Here is a 16,359-nt window from a genome sequence, read left to right on the forward strand (position 1 = left end):
GTGGCCGCCTTGTGGCCCAAGCGAAAAGGCCGCCAGGGCAAAGACCCGGGCGGAACTCTGCTGCGTTTTTTAATAGGTGGTCAGGCTTTTTGATGTAATTTTGCCCAGCTTTTACGGCCAGCCTGGTCCTTGCCCGCGCAGGGACCAGGCTGGTTTGCCCTGTTTTTACGGTTTTGGGCCTGTTTTCAGAAAAACCGGCCCAGAACAGCAGAAAGGCGGGCAACATCGGCCTCAGGGTCCGTCGGCTAAAATAGACCGGCGCCTGAGGCGTTCTTCCGCAGGGGCTCCTTTTGTATCCTGAGCAGGAAGTGCAGCGTAGTAGGGGTTTAGGCTACGCTGGGGTAGGCAACTTGAACAATAAGCGTTTGAGCGCCCATGAAGAAAACAAGACAGTAGATGAAATTTCACAATGGTGACGAACCGCCGGTAAGAAGGCCCCGTGCGCAGGTGATCTCTAAACGATTTGACCGCATCTTCATGGAGCTGGCCAATATTGCCTCGTTTGTAGGTCGTTTTTTCAGGGAGGTGTTCCTGCCGCCCTATGAGTTCAAGGAGATTATCAGGCAGTGCTTTGAGATTGGCGTAAAATCGCTTCCGCTTATTTCCCTCACCGGATTTATCATCGGGATTGTGTTCATGAACCAGTCCCGGCCTTCGCTGGCCGAGTTTGGGGCCACGTCCTGGCTGCCGTCGCTGGTGTCCATTGCCATTGTGCGGGCCCTGGCCCCACTGGTAACGGCGCTGATTGGCGCGGGGCGTATTGGCTCCATGATTGGCGCGGAGCTGGGCTCTATGAAGGTAACTGAGCAGATTGAGGCCATGGAAGTGTCGGCCACCAACCCGTTCAAGTTTCTGGTGGTGAGTCGCATTCTGGCCACCACGTTCATGATTCCGGCGCTCATGATGTACACCTCGCTGCTGGCGCTCCTGGGGGCCTTCCTGAACGTGAACGCCAACGAGGGCACCTCGTTCACCACGTACTTTACCCAGGTATTTGACGCCATCACGTTCCTGGACATTTTCTCCTCGGTGACCAAGTCGGCCTTGTTTGGGTTTACCATTGGCGTGGTGGGCTGTTACAAGGGCTATCATTCTTCTAAGGGAACTGAGGGCGTGGGCAAGGCAGCCAATTCCTCGGTAGTAACGGCCATGTTCCTGGTGTTCATTGAAGAGCTGCTCTCATTGCAGGTGATTACGGCGCTAAGGGCCCTTTAACAACTTAAGCCATGAAGGAAACCCAACCGGTTATAGACAGAAGCAACTGCGTCATCAACATCAGAGGCCTGGAGAAATCCTTCGGCGACCTGGACGTGTTGCGCGGCGTGGACTTGGATTTGTATAAAGGCGAAAACCTGGTGGTGCTGGGCAAGTCGGGTACCGGGAAATCGGTGCTGATTAAGATCATCTCGGGTTTACTGAAGCCCGACGCCGGCACCGTGAACGTGCTGGGGCAGGAGGTGCCCAAGCTGAAAGGCCGCACGCTGGACCAGCTGCGGCTCAAGATTGGCTTCTCCTTCCAGAACAGCGCCCTCTACGACAGCATGACCATCCGGAAGAACCTGGAGTTTCCGCTGGTGCGCAACCGCCGCGACATGACCCGGGCCGAGGTGGACCGCATGGTGGAGATTGTGCTGGACGCCGTAGGCCTTTCCCAGACCATTAACCAGATGCCGTCTGAGCTGTCGGGTGGGCAGCGCAAGCGCATCGGCATTGCCCGTACGCTCATTCTGCAGCCCGAGATCATGCTGTACGATGAGCCTACCGCCGGGCTGGACCCCATTACCTGCATTGACATCAACAACCTGATCAATGAGGTGCAGGCCCGTTTCCATACGTCCTCCATTATCATTACCCATGACCTTACCTGTGCCAAAACCGTGGGCGACCGCGTGGTGATGCTGCTGGACGGCCAGTTCCAGCGCCAGGGCACCTTTGAGGAGGTGTTCCGCACAGATGATGAGCGGGTAAAATTATTTCATGATTACAATTTCATAGACTAAATGAGTGCAGCAGAAAACAAACGAGCCGTAGTGGTGGGCATCTTCGTGTTCCTGGCGCTGGTGATCCTGGTGGTGGGCGTCTTCGTACTGGGCGGCCAGCAGAAGCGGTTCACCAAGACCATCCAGATCACCGCCGTGTTTGATGACGTAACCGGCCTCAAAACGGGCAACCAGGTGCTCTTCTCGGGCGTGCGGGTGGGCGTGGTGAAAGGCATCACGTTTGAGGGTCCCTCGCAGGTGGCCGTGGCCATGGACATTACGGAGGAGTCGCAGAAATACATCCGCAAGGACGCCAAAGCCCGCATCGGCTCTGAGAGCTTCATCGGGAACAAGGCCATTGTGCTGTACGGCGGCAGCCCGCAGTTGCCCGTGGTGCAGGCCGGCGACCGCCTGGGCACCGAGGCGCAGCTGAGCACCGAGGAGATGATGGCGACCTTCCAGGAAAACAACAAGAACCTGGTGGCCATCACCACCGATTTCAAGAAGCTGAGCTCAGGGCTGGCCAGAGGCGAAGGCCTGGCCGGGGCCCTGCTCACCGACGACCAGCTGGCCCAGAACTTTCAGGCCATTCTGGCCAACCTGCAGAAAACCTCGGCCACCAGCATGCGGGTGAGCCAGGCCCTGGCGCAGTTCTCCAACAAACTCAACACCCAGGGCGGCCTGGCCGATGACCTGCTCACCGACACCGTGACGTTTAACAAGCTGCAAGCCACCATGACCCAGCTGGAGCAGGTGATGGCCACCACCTCAGAGATGACCAGCAAGCTCAACAACACCACCGACAAGCTCAACCGCAACGACAACGCCCTGGGCGTGCTGCTCAACGACCCCGAGTTTGCCCTGGACCTGCAACTGACCATGCAGAACCTGGAAGCCGGCACCGACAAGCTGGACGCCAACATGGAAAGCCTGCAGCACAGCATCCTGCTCAACGGGTTTTTCCGCCGCAAAGCCAAGCGCGAAGCCAAGCAAAAAGAACGCGAGCAACAAAAACAGGAACGCCTCCGCAAACTGGAGGAAAAGCAGAACCAGAAAAACGCCCCGGCCACCAAAGCAACCACCCCTAAAACGCCAGCAGACACAGCCAATTCGGCGGAGTAAAGTAAGCAGCCCCAAAACAAATCGCCTCAGGCAGACCAATCTGCCTGAGGCGATTTGTTTTGGAGCTCTTTTTGGTAATTCTAAGTAAAACTGAGGGTTTGTGCTCAGCAGCTTTACAGTTAGTAGGAAGCAAATCTAAATCAGCGGCTCACGGCAGTTACAAACTGCCGCTAATGGTAGGTCCACCTCACAGACTTGAACCATGAGGAATGTAAACCCACCCCTGCCCCTCCCAGGAGGGGAATCCGCCTTGCTGAAGGAATTGCAATGCTTATCAGAGACAAGGCAATGCCTTGTCTCTGCGGCTCCACCAGCACCGTCACTTAACCTTATTCCAGTCTTTCGGCTGAGCGCCTAGCGCTCGACCCGGTGCCGCGCATGCGGCAGGCCTGAGGGCCAGGCGAGAGAGCACAGCGCGAAGGCGGAAGACGGGGCCCCGCGGCCGTGAGCGCACGGAGGCCAACTATGCAATGAGCCGCCCACAAATCCATAGACAAGCGGAAGCTACGCCAGCAATAGCCAACAAATCCATAAGCCCTTAGGTAAGCGGCTCTTCGCCAGCGATAGCAAAGAAATCCATTAACCCATAGGAAAGCGGCACCACACCAGCAATAAGCCAACCGGCAAAAGCCCCCCTCAGCATAAAAACGAAAAGCTATTTGAAAGCCGTTTTCCCAAAAACAGCCCTAAATCAGATAGGCATTCCATTCATCCCCCACCCAGGAAACCCTGATGTGCTCCCGCAGGGTAGTAGCCAGCGAGTAGCCGGTGTACGTGGCGGAGATGGGATACAGCGTATGGTGGCGGTTAATGAGCGTGGCAATCTCCAGCTTCTTGCAGTCTTTGTCCAGGAACTCGCGCAGGGTGTAGGCCAGCGTCTTGCCGGTGTTCAGCACGTCATCTACCAGTACCACCGGCGTGTTAACCAAAGAGGATAGCGCCGGCTCAATCTGAATGGCGTGCGCCAGGGGCTGGGTCTTGTGCAGGGAAACGCCCACCAATTGAACGTCAAGTGGGGAGATGTCCCGCAGTTGCTGCGCCAGGGCCTGGGCCAGGTAATACCCGTTCTCGTGGATGCCGGCCAGCACCAGCTGCTTTTCCTCAAAGTTTTGCTCGTAGATCTCAAACGCCATGCGCTTGATCTTCTGAAGAATCTGGTGGTGGTCCAGGATGCGGTTCTCGGTTGTTAAGACCATGGGTGTTGCGGTTTCCGGGCCAATTTACCAAAATAATCAGCAAACCCGCTAGGCCCCGGCCTGGGAGTACGGGCCGGTAAAATATTTTCAGGCCAAAGGTTTTAATTCTGAAGCAAATGCCTTACTTTTGCAGTCCTATTCCAGAAATCCGTAGTTAAAATATAGAATAATGAAAAAGGACATCCATCCTGAATACAGAGAAGTAGTTTTCCAGGACACTTCCTCAGATTTCAAATTCATCACGCGTTCTACCATGAACTCTAGTGAGACCATCACCATGGAAGACGGCAAGACGTATCCAGTAATCAAGGTGGAGGTTTCTTCTGCTTCGCACCCCTTCTACACCGGCAAAAACATCTACGTGGATACTGCCGGACGTATTGACAAGTTCAAGCAGCGTTACAAGAAATAAGCTAATTTCACGGTTAGCCGTATAGAAGTCTTCCTGAGTTTTCAGGAAGACTTTTTTCATTATTTCGCTCTATGAACATCATCCTCTTTGACGACCCCGCCCTGCGGGCCAACCTGTTGCCGCTTACCTTTACCCGGCCGGTGGCCGAGATTAGGATTGGGATCATGACCATTGCCGAGAAATGGCGGTTCTTGTCCGGGGAATTGGTTTCTTTCCTGGCGGAAGGGTATCTGCAGGAAAAGTTCGGGCAGCACCTTGACGGCGGGCGTAACCTGTACATCAACGGGGCCATCTGCCCCACGCCCGAGCTGCTGGAGGCCATCCGGCAACTGCCCGTGGGCGAGCCCCTGTACTACGACAGCCTGCTGGTAGCCCTCAACGCCGATAGCCTGGAGTTCAGGACCGTGGCCGAGCTGTACCAGCACAATACCTCCAAGAAAGCCCGGGTAGAAGTGCCCGCGCACACCGTAGTCCGGCAGTTGTGGGATATTTTCAGGCAAAACGGTCCGCAGATCCGCGCTGATTTTAAGCTCATCACCCAGGGGCGCGTGAGCCAGCCGGTCTCAGACCCGCACACGGTGGTGTACAACGCGCAAGATGTTTTCATTGAGGAAGGAGCCTCGTTCAAAGCCGCTATTCTGAACGCCGAGAACGGACCCATCTACATCGGGAAGAACACCCAGGTGCAGGAAGGAACCGTGATCCGGGGACCGTTTGCGCTCTGCGAGGAAAGCATCATCAACATGGGCGGCAAAATGCGCGGCGACGTGACCATTGGCCCGTTCTGCAAAGTGGGCGGCGAGATCAGTAACTGCGTGTTCTTCGGGTACTCCAACAAAGGGCATGACGGGTTCATGGGCAACTCGGTGGTGGGAGAGTGGTGCAACTTCGGGGCCGATACCAATACCTCCAACCTCAAGAACAACTACGCCAACGTGAAACTCTGGAGCCACGCCCAGGAGAAAATGGTGGACACCGGGCTGCAATTCTGCGGCCTCATCATGGCCGACCACGCCAAGAGCGGCATCAACACCATGTTCAACACCGGCACGGTGGTGGGCGTGGGGGCCAACGTGTTCGGGGGAGGCTATCCGCCTAACTTTATTCCGTCCTTTACCTGGGGCGGCGTGAACGCGCAGGAAACCTTTAAGCTGAACAAGTTCTACGAGGTGGCCGAAGCGGTGTACAGCCGCCGGGGCTTGACCGTGACCGAGGTGGAGCGCCAGATCTACAACCATGTCTTTGCGGAGACGCAGCGAAACCGCGCGTGGGAAACCCCGGCGGAGACGGCTCTCAGTTAATAGAATCAACCACTATAGGCGGCGGCTTGCTGTTTTGCGGCTATTTTTCAGAAAATAGAGCAAAAACGGGGAGCCGCCGTTATCTTTACAGAGGAATTGGCCGGAAAACCCTGCCAAGCCTTCTAATCCCGAATCTTTTACCTTTACCCGTGCAGTTTTCCCAGATTTACGGACATCAGGAAACCAAGCAACTGCTGCTGAACTCAGTGAAGTCGCAGCACGTGGCCCACGCTCAATTATTTTTAGGCTCAGAGGGAAGCGCTAACCTGGCGCTGGCCTTGGCCTATGCCCAATATTTGAATTGCGAAGACCCGCAGCCCCAGGATTCCTGCGGGGTTTGCTCCAGTTGCAACAAGATCAGCAAGCGCATCCACCCAGATCTCAACTTTGTGATGCCCGTCACCAAAGTGAAAGACCAGGATGCCCTGAGCAAGAACTTCGTGGCCCAGTGGCGCGCTTTCCTCGCGGACAGCCCATACCAGAGCCTCAACGACTGGATGCAGTTCATTGGCGCCGAGAACAAGCAAGGCACCATTCCGGTAGGCGAGAGCCGCGAGCTGGTGCGCATGACGTCGCTCAAAGCCTTCGAGGCCAAGTACAAGGTGATCGTGATCTGGTTGCCCGAACTCATGAACGCCAGCGCCGCCAACGCCCTCCTCAAATTGCTGGAGGAGCCGCCTGCCGCCACGGTGTTTCTGTTGGTGAGCAACGCCTCAGACAAGATCATGCCTACCATTCTGTCGCGAACGCAGTTGGTGAAAGTACGCGCCTTCACCGAGGCCGAGGTAATCCAGTACCTGCGGGAGCAGTTCCAGGTAGATGAGGAGCGGGCGTACCAGGTGGCGCAGCTAGCCGAAGGAAACTTGCAACTGGCCCGTGTCCTGAGCCAGGAAATGACCTCAGACTATTTCACGTTCTTCCTGAGCTGGATGCGCCTGTGCTATAACCATAAGTTTGATGGGGTGCTGGAGCAGAGCGAAGACTTCCAGAAACTGGGCCGCGAGAACCAGAAGAACTTCCTGCAGTTTGCCCTGGGGTTGCTGCGCAAGGTATTGCTGTACGGGGTAGACCAGGAATTAATCACGTTTTTACCGGCGCCGGAGCTGGATTTTGTGCAGAAGTTCGCCAAGCTGATCCACCAGGGGAACGGGGCGCAGCTGGCGCAGGAACTGAACGAGGCGCATTACCATATTGAACGGAACGCGCACCCCAAAATCACGTTCCTGAATACCTCCATCCAGATTGCGCAGCTAATCCGGCCGGTTGCTTAACTTTAGAGAAAATGGAAACAACAGATACTACGTCTCCCATCCGCATAGGCACCCGCGGCAGCCGCCTGGCGCTGTGGCAAGCCCACCACGTAGCCGATACGCTGCGGGCCAACGGCATGGAAGTGGAGATCATCACCATTACTACCAAAGGCGACCTCGTCTTAGACAGATCTTTAGATAAAATTGGGGCCAAGGGCGTTTTCACCGAAGAATTGGAAGAAAGCCTCAGAAACGGCGCCATTGACATTGCCGTGCACAGCGCCAAAGACGTGCAGTCCACCATCCCCGATGATCTGGAACTGCTGGCCTTCATGGAGCGCGAGAAAGTGCATGACGTGGTCATCTCCTTTGATCCGCTGTTCAAACTGGGCGAAGGACAACAAGTGATTGGTACGTCTTCCACGCGTCGTCGGTCGTTGCTGAAGCGGTTTTACCCCAACTTGATCACGTCTGAGTGCCGAGGAAACCTGCAAACCCGCATCCAGAAACTCAAAGACGGGCAGTACGATGCCATTCTGCTCGCCTACGCCGGCGTGGCCCGCATGCAGTACGACCACATGATTGCGCAGCACCTGCCGCTGGATCACTTCGTGCCGGCCGCCGGGCAGGGCAGCGTGGCCATTGAGTGCGCCAAAAGCCTGCCGCTGGAACGCAAGCTCAACCTGAAACTTGCCCTGGACCACAAACCCACGCACCTTTGCCTCCTGGCCGAGCGCGCCTACCTGCGCACCATGGAAGGCGGTTGCAGCATTCCGTCCTTCGCGCTGGCGACTATCGACGGCGATAACCTTACCTTAAGAGCCGGTATTATCAGCTTAGACGGCGAAGACCTGATTGTGGAGGAAATGACTGCTCCTTCTGATCAGGCCGAAGCCATGGGCGAGCAACTGGCCCAAACGGTGCTGAGCAAAGGCGGCGACCGCATTTTAAAATCCATCAGAGAAGAAAGAGTGTAATGCCCATTTTGGGCCTGTTTTATAGAAACTACATGAAAAGAAGCCTGTTCCTGTTCGCGTTGTTGGTGCTGTTTAGCACGGCCGGTATGGCGCAAAAGAAAAGCAAGAAAGACTACTTAATCACCATCGCTACAGACCAGGGAACCATACGGTTGGTGCTGTTTGAAGACACGCCCAAGCACCGCCAGAACTTCCTGAAACTGGTGGAAGACAAGTTTTACGACGGAACCACCTTTCACCGGGTCATTGATGATTTCATGATCCAGGGCGGCGATCCCAACTCCAAAGACAACGACCCCACCAATGATGGGGCGGGTGGTCCTAGTTACACCATTCCGGCGGAGATTCTGCCTAACCACAAGCACATTTACGGAGCTTTGGCCGCGGCCCGTTTGGGTGGCCCCATGAATCCTGAAAAGGAATCCAGCGGCTCGCAGTTTTACCTGGTAGAGAACCACGAAGGCGTTCCGTTTCTGGACGGAGAGTATACCGTGTACGGACAGGTGATTGATGGATTGGCGGTGATAGACAAGATTGCGGAGCAGCCCAAAGATTACCGTGACCGGCCTACCACCGATGTGAAGATGACGGTAACGGCCAAAAAGATGAAGAAAAAGAAAATCACCGAATTATACGGTTACCGTTACGAAGACTAATCGCACCTCTATGAAGACCATCCTCATTACCGGCTCCAACGGCTTGCTGGGGCAGAAACTGATTGGCTTACTACACCAGGAACCCAACATCAAACTCATCGCCTCCTCTAGGGGCAGCAACAAACTGGCCGAGCTTTTCCCCCAAGTGGTCTTCGTGCCGATGGACGTGGCTAACGCCGAGCAGGTGGAGCAGGTGATTACAGAGACGCAACCTACGCACATCATCCACACCGCCGCCATGACCAACGTAGACGACTGCGAAAGCCAGCGCGAAGAATGCTGGAAGCAGAACGTGGACGCCGTGGAAAACCTGGTGAAAGCCAGCGAGCGCCACGGCGTGCATTTGATTCACGTCTCCACGGATTTCATCTTCGATGGCGAAAACGGCCCATATTCAGAAGATGCCGAGGGTAATCCGGTGAACTTCTACGGCCAAAGCAAACTGGCCGCCGAGGAACTGGTGAAGAACGCCGCCTGCAAATGGGCCATTCTGCGTACCGTACTGGTGTTTGGCATTGTGCATGACTACGGCCGCTCCAACATTGTGCTGTGGGTGAAAGGCAGCCTGGAGCAAGGCAAGCAAATCAAAGTAGTAAACGACCAGCTCCGCACCCCAACGCTGGCGGAGGACCTGGCCCAAGGCTGCTGGCTCGCCACCAAACACGATGCCCAGGGTATCTTCAACATCTCCGGCGAAGAACTCCTGACTCCCTACCAAATGGCGGTCCAAGTAGCAGACTACTTCAACCTGGACAAAAACCTGATTGAAGAAGTAGACGGCTCCATCTTCACTCAACCCGCCAAACGCCCACCCCGCACCGGCTTTGACATCACCAAAGCCAAAACGCAATTGGGCTATCAGCCGCACACGTTCAAAGAGAGCATCGCCATTGTGGCTGAGCAGATCGCTTAAAGAAAAGAGCCCTCATGCAGAAGCATGAGGGCTCTTTTTAGTTATATGAAAGTCCGTCCGCAGGACGATGAAGGCATTGCAACGGCACCAAAAGCAAAAAGCCGCTACTTGCCCCCAAGCCCCTGTTGGGCGCATGCGTAACCCAAAAGGGGCTTGGGGGCAAGTAGCGGCTTTTCAATTGGCAGTCGCCCACGCTCCCTATGGAACAAAGGACGGTGCCCGGTGGTACCGAAATGAAGCCCCGCCTGTTTGAGCGTCAGCGAGTTCGGGGCTTCTTGATTCTTTTGGTTACTTTTCTCATCAAGGAGAAAAGTGACAAACGCCCGCAGAGCGCAGTTGCACCCCGAAAGTTAGAAGCAAGGAAGTAGGAAGTAGTGGCCTGAGGAGCAGATTGGGTTGTTGGTGAGAACACCAACAACGGCGAGCGAAGCAGCAATAAAAAAAGAAAGGCACGGAAGTAACTTCCGCGCCATAGAAGAGCTCCAAAGAGTTTTTTAGGCTAGCGCCTCACTGATTTGCAAACTTCAGGTCATTTTAGGTCCAGGTCACAGACTTGAACCATGGAAGAAAGAGAAAGTTGCAGGTGTAAACATCCCCTTACCCCTTCAGAGGGGACTTTGTGGAGCAGATTACAATCAAAAGCAAGAAAGTAAATTAAGAAACATAAATATATAGGTTTAGCGTAGTACGAATCTATGTTGAACCGCCTGCTCCGCGCCATACAGGACTTCTTCTCTTTCTCCCAACGGGAGCTCAACCAGTTTTTCATTCTCATCTTATTGATGGTGGCGATAGGAGTAGCCCCCTTTCTATTTTTCCAGGAAGATGCTCCGTATGACCCCACTACCGACCGCCAGACCCTGGACAGTCTGGTAGTGCAACTGGAAGGGCAGGCAAAGGAGGCCGAGGAGCAGAGGGCCCTGACGTACCGGCGCAAACCCCTCAAGCTGTACCGCTTCAACCCCAATGACCTTACCCTGGAGCAGTGGCAGGAACTGGGCCTGAACAAGTACGTCGCGCAGCGTCTCCTCAACTACAAGGCCAAAGCCGGCGGTTTCAAAAGCAAGGCCCAGCTCCAGCGCATTTATGGCCTGCCCGATTCCCTGTTCCAGCTGTGGCACCCGTACATCGACCTGCCCGAGGAAAACCCCGGCTACGCCCGATCATCAGACCGAACTGGGCGGACGTTTAACGACAGATTTCCTGAAAACAGGCCTAAAACCGAGTATCCCCGCAAGCGCTGGGAGCTGCAGCCCTTTGACCTGAACACCGCCGATACCACCGAGCTGAAGCAGATCAGGGGAATTGGTAGCAAGCTGTCGGCCCGGATTGTGAATTTCAGGAACAAGGTGGGCGGTTTCCATTCGGTGGAGCAGGTGGCGGAGGTGTACGGCCTGGCCCCCGAGGTGGTGGACAGCGTGCGCAAATACGGCTTTGTGGCCAGGGCGTATCAGCCCAGAAAGCTGAACCTGAATGCCGCCACGTTTGATGAACTGCGCCAGCACCCCTACATTGGGTACAACCTGGCGCGCGCCATCGTGAACTACCGCACCCAACACGGGCCCTACCCAGCGGTGGAGGAGCTGCGCAAACTGAAGGTGCTGGATGAAACGCGGTTCCAGAAGATTGCCCCGTACCTCACGGTGCAGTAGGGAAAATCCCACCCCACAAGCGGCTTAGGAGTTTGAACGCCAGCCCAGGGCCACGCCGTCAGTACCGGTGTTTTCGGGCGGTTTTCAGGAAAATCGCCCTAAAACAAACGAACCTAACCTGCCGCCCTCCAAAACCATCGGCGACAGCCTGATCAGGCGCCTTGGGGCTATCTTCTGCACTTTGTAAAGGAATAATTTACTTATTTTTGAGCAGATTCGTAGATGCTAAGAAGAGCCCTTGCCCAGTACCTAACCTAGGGGCGTTCCCGCGCCTGTAAACACTCGTACCATGGCCATTCCTACTGCCGGCGTTGGCGACAAAAACCAGGATGAGTCTCCCGCAAGCCAGGAGGCCTTGTTCCGCGAGTTGCAGCAGCTCAGGCAAGAGATGGCCCAGGCGCGGGAAACGGAGCGGGAACTGCGGGAACAGCAGCGCCGGCTCAACGAGGCGCAGGTGATCGGGCGCTTCGGCAGTTTTGGGTCGGTGTTGCCCCAGGATGACCTGACCTGGTCAGATGAGCTGTTCCGCATCTTCGGGCTGGAGCCGCAGAGCGAGCCGGTAACCGTGCAAAAGTTCGCCTCCTTTGTGCACCCAGAAGACCGGGCCCGCTTTGACGAGGCCCTGCAACGCTTCCAGACCGGGCCAGACAAGTTTGACCTGGTCTACAGAATAAACCGGCAAGATGGCCAGACCCGCATTGTGCATACCCGGGCCGAGGTAGTGCCAGACCCGCAGACCAACCAGTTGCGCGTGTACGGCACCGTGCAGGACATCACCGAGCAGAGGCTGGCCCAGGAGCGGCTGGAGGCCAGTGAGGCCCTGCTCCGGCAGGCTGAGGCCGTGGGCAAGATTGGCAGCTACGAGGCAGACCCAACCACCTTGACCTTCCGTTTCTCAGATGAGATGTTCCGCATTCTGGGCTACGAGCCTCACTCCTTTACGCCTACCCTGGAGTTTGTAGACTCCATCTCGCACCCCGACGACGGACCCAAGATCAGGCAGCAACTGGCGCAGGCTCTCGCCGAAAGGCAGCCGTACCACTACCTACGACGCATTTACTGGCCCACCGGCGAGATGCGCTACCTGGAGGGCAAGGGCCGCATTGTGGTAGATGAGGAAGGCCAGCCCGTGAAGTTCCTGGGCACCGTGCAGGACATCACCCAACAGGTGCGCACCGACCTGATCCTGGACACCATCAATGAGGTGTGCTTTGAGCTGGATGACCAGCTCAGGCTCAAATACGCCAACCGTAAGGCCTATGACACCTGGAAGAAGGCCGCCGAGGAAGTGTTGGGCAAGCCTTACTTTGAGATATTCCCAGACCACCAGGACTCGGGCTTCGCCCAGGCCATCCGGCAGGCGGCCCAAACCCGCCAGCAGGTCCTGCAGAAGGTGTACCACAAGGCCCAGGACCAATGGTTTCTCTGCAATGCCATGCCTGGCCCCACGGGGCTCATTGTCCTGTACTTTGACGTCACTGATAGGGTAAAGTCGCGCGAGCAGCTGCGCAGGCAACAGCTGCAGTTCCAGGCCCTGGTAGAAAACATGCCAGATTTAATCTCCCGCTGGAAAGCCGGGGCCCGGCTGGTCTACTGCAACTCCAGGTTTGAAGCCAAGTTGGGCCTGGAGCCGGGGGCGGGGCTGGGGAAAACCAACCTGGAGATGGGCATTCCGCCCGAGGTGGCCCTGCCGTTCACCGCCAGCCTGGAGGAAGTCTTCGCCACCGGACAGCCCAAAGACCACACCTGTGACCTGCAAACCCCTGGGGGCAGTCTGCACCTGCTGGCCCGGCTGGTGCCGGAGCTGTCGCAGGAAGGTACCGTGGAAACCGTGCTCGCCATTGCCCAGGACGTTACCAAGATCAAGCAGACGGAGGAGGAGAATCGCAAGCACCACAACATCCTGCGGGAGGCGGAGACCCTGGCGGGCATGGGCAGTTGGGAGTACGACATCGCCTCAGACACCCTCACGTGGTCTGAGGGGCTGTACCGCCTGTTCCAGAAGGAGCCGGGCCTCCCCGTTGCCCTGGGCATGCACCTGGAGTACGTGCTGGAAGAAGACCTGCCCGTGGTCCAGCGCATAGTAGACCGCCTCAGGGTAAACCCGCAGCCGTTTGAGGAAACGTTCAGGATCAAGCTGGGCGAAAACGTGCGGGTGCTGAAGGTGAAAAGTACCGTGGTGCCCAACGCAGCGGGAAGCCCCGCCAAGGTCCTGGGCGTGGACTGGGACATCACCGAAATTCACCGGCTGGAGAAAGAGAACCTCGCCATCAGGCTGAACCAGCAGAAGGAACTGGTGCTTACCATCCTCAACACGCAGGAAGAAGAGAGGCGGCGCATTGCCGAAGCCCTGCACAACGGTATTGCGCAGCTGCTGTACGCCGCCAAACTGAACCTGAGCCAGGTAGCCCTGGAGGAGCAGATTGACGAGAACCCGCAGCTGAGGGAAAGCATCACCCGCGTTGACCTGATCCTGGCCGAGGCCATTCAGCAGACCCGCTCGGTTTCGCACGAGCTCATTCCCACGCCCTTGTCAGACCTGGGGCTGGAGGCGGCCCTCAAAGACATCTGCGCCACCCTCACCAACCCGCACCTGAAGCTTGACTGCTGGGTGTTCAACCTGCATACGCCTCTGGAGAAACACCTGGAGCTGGCCGTGTACCGCATTGCCCAGGAGCTGGCCAACAACATTGTGAAGCACGCCAAGGCCACCAAAGCCGGGCTGCTGCTGCGCGAGCAAAGGGGCGCCCTGGTGCTGGAGGCGGAAGACAACGGCCAGGGCTTTGTGCCAGAGCAGAACTTCGGGAAGGGCATGGGCCTGAAATCTATCCATGACCGGGTGAAGCTGCTCAACGGCACCATAGAAATTGACTCGGCCCCGGGGCAGGGCACTACCGTCAGTATCCATTTGCCTTTGCCCAAGGACAAGTAGGCGAGGGGCCTGTTTTAGGCCTGTTTTCTTAGAAAGAGCCTAAAAGCAGCTTCTCTGGCGGGCCAATCCGCGCAAAAGGCCTTCGTACGCTCCAGGTGCTATCCCTGTTCAGGTACTTCAGGCGTAAGGGCGCTGGCTGCTAGCGGCAACGCCGATTGAAGCCTTTGCCGGCCAGGAAAGTTGCGGGTGCTACCTACTTCTAGGTATATTGGACAGTTTTGCGGGGTTGAGTATGAAATAATGCAATTATGTACGTAGATTTAAGGGTGAATGGAGTAGAATAGGATGAAACCCTTGGCATACGTACGTGGAAGCTGGAAGTCTTCTAAGGCAGACTGGCCCATGATGCAGGAAGAAATAAGGGCCCGCAACCAGGCGGCTATTTTTTTGCTGGCGGTGGTGGCCCTTCCTATTATGCTGGTGGTCATAGGATTTTTCTACCAGGATCTGCTCACCTCCACCGGCGTGGAGTACGCCTGGCGAAAAGCAGTCCTGTCTATGCTGTACTGCCTGCTGGCGATCTTTGCCACCAGCGGCATGGTTGCTTTTTATTGCCGGGCCCGCCAAAACAGCCGCCAATGGGCCATTGACCTGCTTTCTTACGGCATCCCGCTGTGTTTGCCAATCATAGGCGCCGTCATCGCTTGCTTTGACCAGCGCGTTACGCCCTCCATCAACGCCTACTTCATTTTCTGCGTCATTCCATCGCTGGTGATTCTTTCGCCGCCCAAACGTACTTTCCTGTGCTTTGTGGTGGGCTATGCGGTGTTCTACTGGCTGCTGCCCAGCTACCAGCCCAGCGCTGAGATTCTCCTGTCTAACCGGGCCAACGGCCTGGCCGCCACCACGGCGGGGTACACCCTTTCTTTGCTGCTGTGGCGCGCCAACCTCATCAAGTTTCGGCAACACCGGCAGATCATTCTGCAGAAGCAGGAGATTGAGGCCCACCGGGAAGAGCTTGAGGCTAGTTACGAGAAGCTGCAGGAGGCCTACGCCGCCAACCAGAAGTTCTTCTCCATCATCTCCCATGACCTGAGAGGGCCTCTCAACTCCACGGTGCAGCTGTCAGAACTGCTGGCCAACGGCAGGGACTATCTTCCGCAGGAGAAGAAAGACCACATGCTGCAGTTGCTGTACGCCAGCCTGGGCAAGACCTCTAAGCTGCTGGACAACCTGCTGACCTGGGCCAGGGCCCAGACCGATTCCATGCCTTTCAAGCCGGTTCAGCTGAATGTGCGGCAGGTAGTGCTGGAGACTACTGAGCTGCTGCAGGCCATGGCCACCGAGAAAAGCATTTCCCTGCACTACGCCATCCCCGCCCACCTGACCATCAAAGCTGACAAGGAAATGGTCTGTACGGTCATCCGCAACCTGGTCTCCAACGCCCTGAAGTTCACCCATGACAAAGGCCGGGTCTGCATTGCGGCCGAGCAGGTAGGAGCCCCAGATGGGAACGCCCAGGCCATCAGGCTCACCGTGCAAGACACCGGCATTGGCATGAGCCAGGAGAAAGTCAGTCAGTTGTTCAAGGTGGGCAACCGGGTAACCACCCCAGGCACCCGCCGCGAAGCCGGCACAGGCCTGGGCCTGATCCTGAGCAAGGAGTTTGTGGAAAAGCACGGCGGCACCATCACGGCCACTAGCGCGCCAGCGGAAGGAAGCACCTTTAGCGTGACCTTTCCGTGTGCGGCTGCCGTACGCGCCCCTAGGGCCTAACCGGTTTTGGGGCCGTTTTCCTGAAAACGCCTCAAATTCCCCCTCCGCATAGCCGCCGCAGCGCCAGCGGCCCAAGCTCCGCACCTCAGGGGCAACTTTCGCCTTCAGGCTGGGCTCAGCGAAAAGGGGAGGGGAGTGGCCCACTTGCTTCACAGTCTAAGGCCACGGCACACACGGCACACACCAACGGCAGAAAGTAACCGTTTCTACCGCAAAGCAGTTTACCGCATACGGGCTAACTTGCACCTGCTTT

The 16,359-nt window shown here is 56.7% G+C and carries 13 protein-coding genes; 12 read left to right on the forward strand and 1 reads right to left on the reverse strand.

All coding sequences use genetic code 11. The features are described 5' to 3' along the window. Nucleotides 1-477 precede the first annotated feature (477 nt). From JT718_RS17250 to JT718_RS17260, 3 genes are read left to right on the forward strand one after another with little or no spacing between them, the layout of a single operon-like run. Nucleotides 478-1,215, forward strand: a complete 738-nt coding sequence (locus JT718_RS17250) for an MlaE family ABC transporter permease (protein WP_374729173.1) — start codon at nucleotides 478-480, stop codon at nucleotides 1,213-1,215. 11 nt (nucleotides 1,216-1,226) lie between these two features. Continuing rightward, the gene (locus JT718_RS17255; protein WP_205504037.1) at nucleotides 1,227-2,000 is read left to right on the forward strand and encodes an ABC transporter ATP-binding protein; all 774 of its coding nucleotides are present in this window, start codon (nucleotides 1,227-1,229) and stop codon (nucleotides 1,998-2,000) included. Next, entirely contained in the window at nucleotides 2,001-3,101 is a 1,101-nt protein-coding gene (locus JT718_RS17260) for an MlaD family protein (protein WP_205504038.1), read from the forward strand. A gap of 686 nt (nucleotides 3,102-3,787) precedes the next feature. Here JT718_RS17260 and JT718_RS17265 read toward each other — a convergent pair. Continuing rightward, complete coding sequence (locus tag JT718_RS17265) at nucleotides 3,788-4,297, reverse strand: phosphoribosyltransferase family protein (RefSeq protein WP_205504039.1); 510 nt, start codon at nucleotides 4,295-4,297, stop codon at nucleotides 3,788-3,790. A gap of 169 nt (nucleotides 4,298-4,466) precedes the next feature. Here JT718_RS17265 and JT718_RS17270 point away from each other — a divergent pair, with 169 nt between their 5' ends. The 9 genes from JT718_RS17270 (at nucleotide 4,467) to JT718_RS17310 (ending at nucleotide 16,106) form a co-directional block, all read left to right on the forward strand. Then, nucleotides 4,467-4,709 (forward strand): type B 50S ribosomal protein L31, encoded by a 243-nt coding sequence (locus tag JT718_RS17270; protein WP_205504040.1) that lies wholly within the window; start codon nucleotides 4,467-4,469, stop codon nucleotides 4,707-4,709. 71 nt (nucleotides 4,710-4,780) lie between these two features. Continuing rightward, nucleotides 4,781-6,010, forward strand: coding sequence for a GlmU family protein (locus JT718_RS17275; RefSeq protein WP_205504041.1), 1,230 nt, complete (start codon nucleotides 4,781-4,783; stop codon nucleotides 6,008-6,010). A 149-nt stretch (nucleotides 6,011-6,159) separates the two neighbouring features. Next, entirely contained in the window at nucleotides 6,160-7,281 is a 1,122-nt protein-coding gene (holB, locus tag JT718_RS17280; RefSeq protein WP_205504042.1) for a DNA polymerase III subunit delta', read from the forward strand. An 11-nt stretch (nucleotides 7,282-7,292) separates the two neighbouring features. After that, a complete protein-coding gene (hemC, locus tag JT718_RS17285) occupies nucleotides 7,293-8,237 on the forward strand; it encodes a hydroxymethylbilane synthase (protein WP_205504043.1) in 945 nt (314 codons plus the stop codon). Nucleotides 8,238-8,269: 32 nt separating this feature from the next. Next, nucleotides 8,270-8,893, forward strand: a complete 624-nt coding sequence (locus tag JT718_RS17290) for a peptidylprolyl isomerase (protein WP_205504044.1) — start codon at nucleotides 8,270-8,272, stop codon at nucleotides 8,891-8,893. A 10-nt stretch (nucleotides 8,894-8,903) separates the two neighbouring features. Continuing rightward, on the forward strand, nucleotides 8,904-9,806 hold the full coding sequence (locus JT718_RS17295; RefSeq protein ID WP_205504045.1) for an SDR family oxidoreductase: 903 nt from the start codon (nucleotides 8,904-8,906) through the stop codon (nucleotides 9,804-9,806). Nucleotides 9,807-10,501: 695 nt separating this feature from the next. Continuing rightward, nucleotides 10,502-11,458 carry a ComEA family DNA-binding protein gene (locus tag JT718_RS17300; protein WP_205504046.1) on the forward strand — a complete coding sequence of 319 codons (957 nt, stop codon included), beginning with the start codon at nucleotides 10,502-10,504 and terminating at the stop codon, nucleotides 11,456-11,458. Nucleotides 11,459-11,747: 289 nt separating this feature from the next. Beyond that, nucleotides 11,748-14,390, forward strand: coding sequence for a PAS domain-containing sensor histidine kinase (locus JT718_RS17305; protein ID WP_205504047.1), 2,643 nt, complete (start codon nucleotides 11,748-11,750; stop codon nucleotides 14,388-14,390). Between the two features lie 294 nt (nucleotides 14,391-14,684). Then, nucleotides 14,685-16,106, forward strand: a complete 1,422-nt coding sequence (locus JT718_RS17310) for a sensor histidine kinase (RefSeq protein WP_205504048.1) — start codon at nucleotides 14,685-14,687, stop codon at nucleotides 16,104-16,106. Nucleotides 16,107-16,359: the final 253 nt, after the last annotated feature.

The sequence above is a fragment of the Rufibacter psychrotolerans genome, from assembly GCF_016924645.1.
GTDB lineage: Bacteria > Bacteroidota > Bacteroidia > Cytophagales > Hymenobacteraceae > Nibribacter > Nibribacter psychrotolerans.

Bases quoted from the DNA above. Each gene is read 5' to 3' on its own strand.
- JT718_RS17250 (WP_374729173.1), top strand. From the start codon at position 478: ATGGAGCTGGCCAATATTGCCTCGTTTGTAGGTCGTTTTTTCAGGGAG.
- JT718_RS17255 (WP_205504037.1), top strand. From the start codon at position 1,227: ATGAAGGAAACCCAACCGGTTATAGACAGAAGCAACTGCGTCATCAAC.
- JT718_RS17260 (WP_205504038.1), top strand. From the start codon at position 2,001: ATGAGTGCAGCAGAAAACAAACGAGCCGTAGTGGTGGGCATCTTCGTG.
- JT718_RS17265 (WP_205504039.1), bottom strand. From the start codon at position 4,297: ATGGTCTTAACAACCGAGAACCGCATCCTGGACCACCACCAGATTCTT.
- JT718_RS17270 (WP_205504040.1), top strand. From the start codon at position 4,467: ATGAAAAAGGACATCCATCCTGAATACAGAGAAGTAGTTTTCCAGGAC.
- JT718_RS17275 (WP_205504041.1), top strand. From the start codon at position 4,781: ATGAACATCATCCTCTTTGACGACCCCGCCCTGCGGGCCAACCTGTTG.
- hemC (WP_205504043.1), top strand. From the start codon at position 7,293: ATGGAAACAACAGATACTACGTCTCCCATCCGCATAGGCACCCGCGGC.
- JT718_RS17290 (WP_205504044.1), top strand. From the start codon at position 8,270: ATGAAAAGAAGCCTGTTCCTGTTCGCGTTGTTGGTGCTGTTTAGCACG.
- JT718_RS17295 (WP_205504045.1), top strand. From the start codon at position 8,904: ATGAAGACCATCCTCATTACCGGCTCCAACGGCTTGCTGGGGCAGAAA.
- JT718_RS17300 (WP_205504046.1), top strand. From the start codon at position 10,502: ATGTTGAACCGCCTGCTCCGCGCCATACAGGACTTCTTCTCTTTCTCC.
- JT718_RS17305 (WP_205504047.1), top strand. From the start codon at position 11,748: ATGGCCATTCCTACTGCCGGCGTTGGCGACAAAAACCAGGATGAGTCT.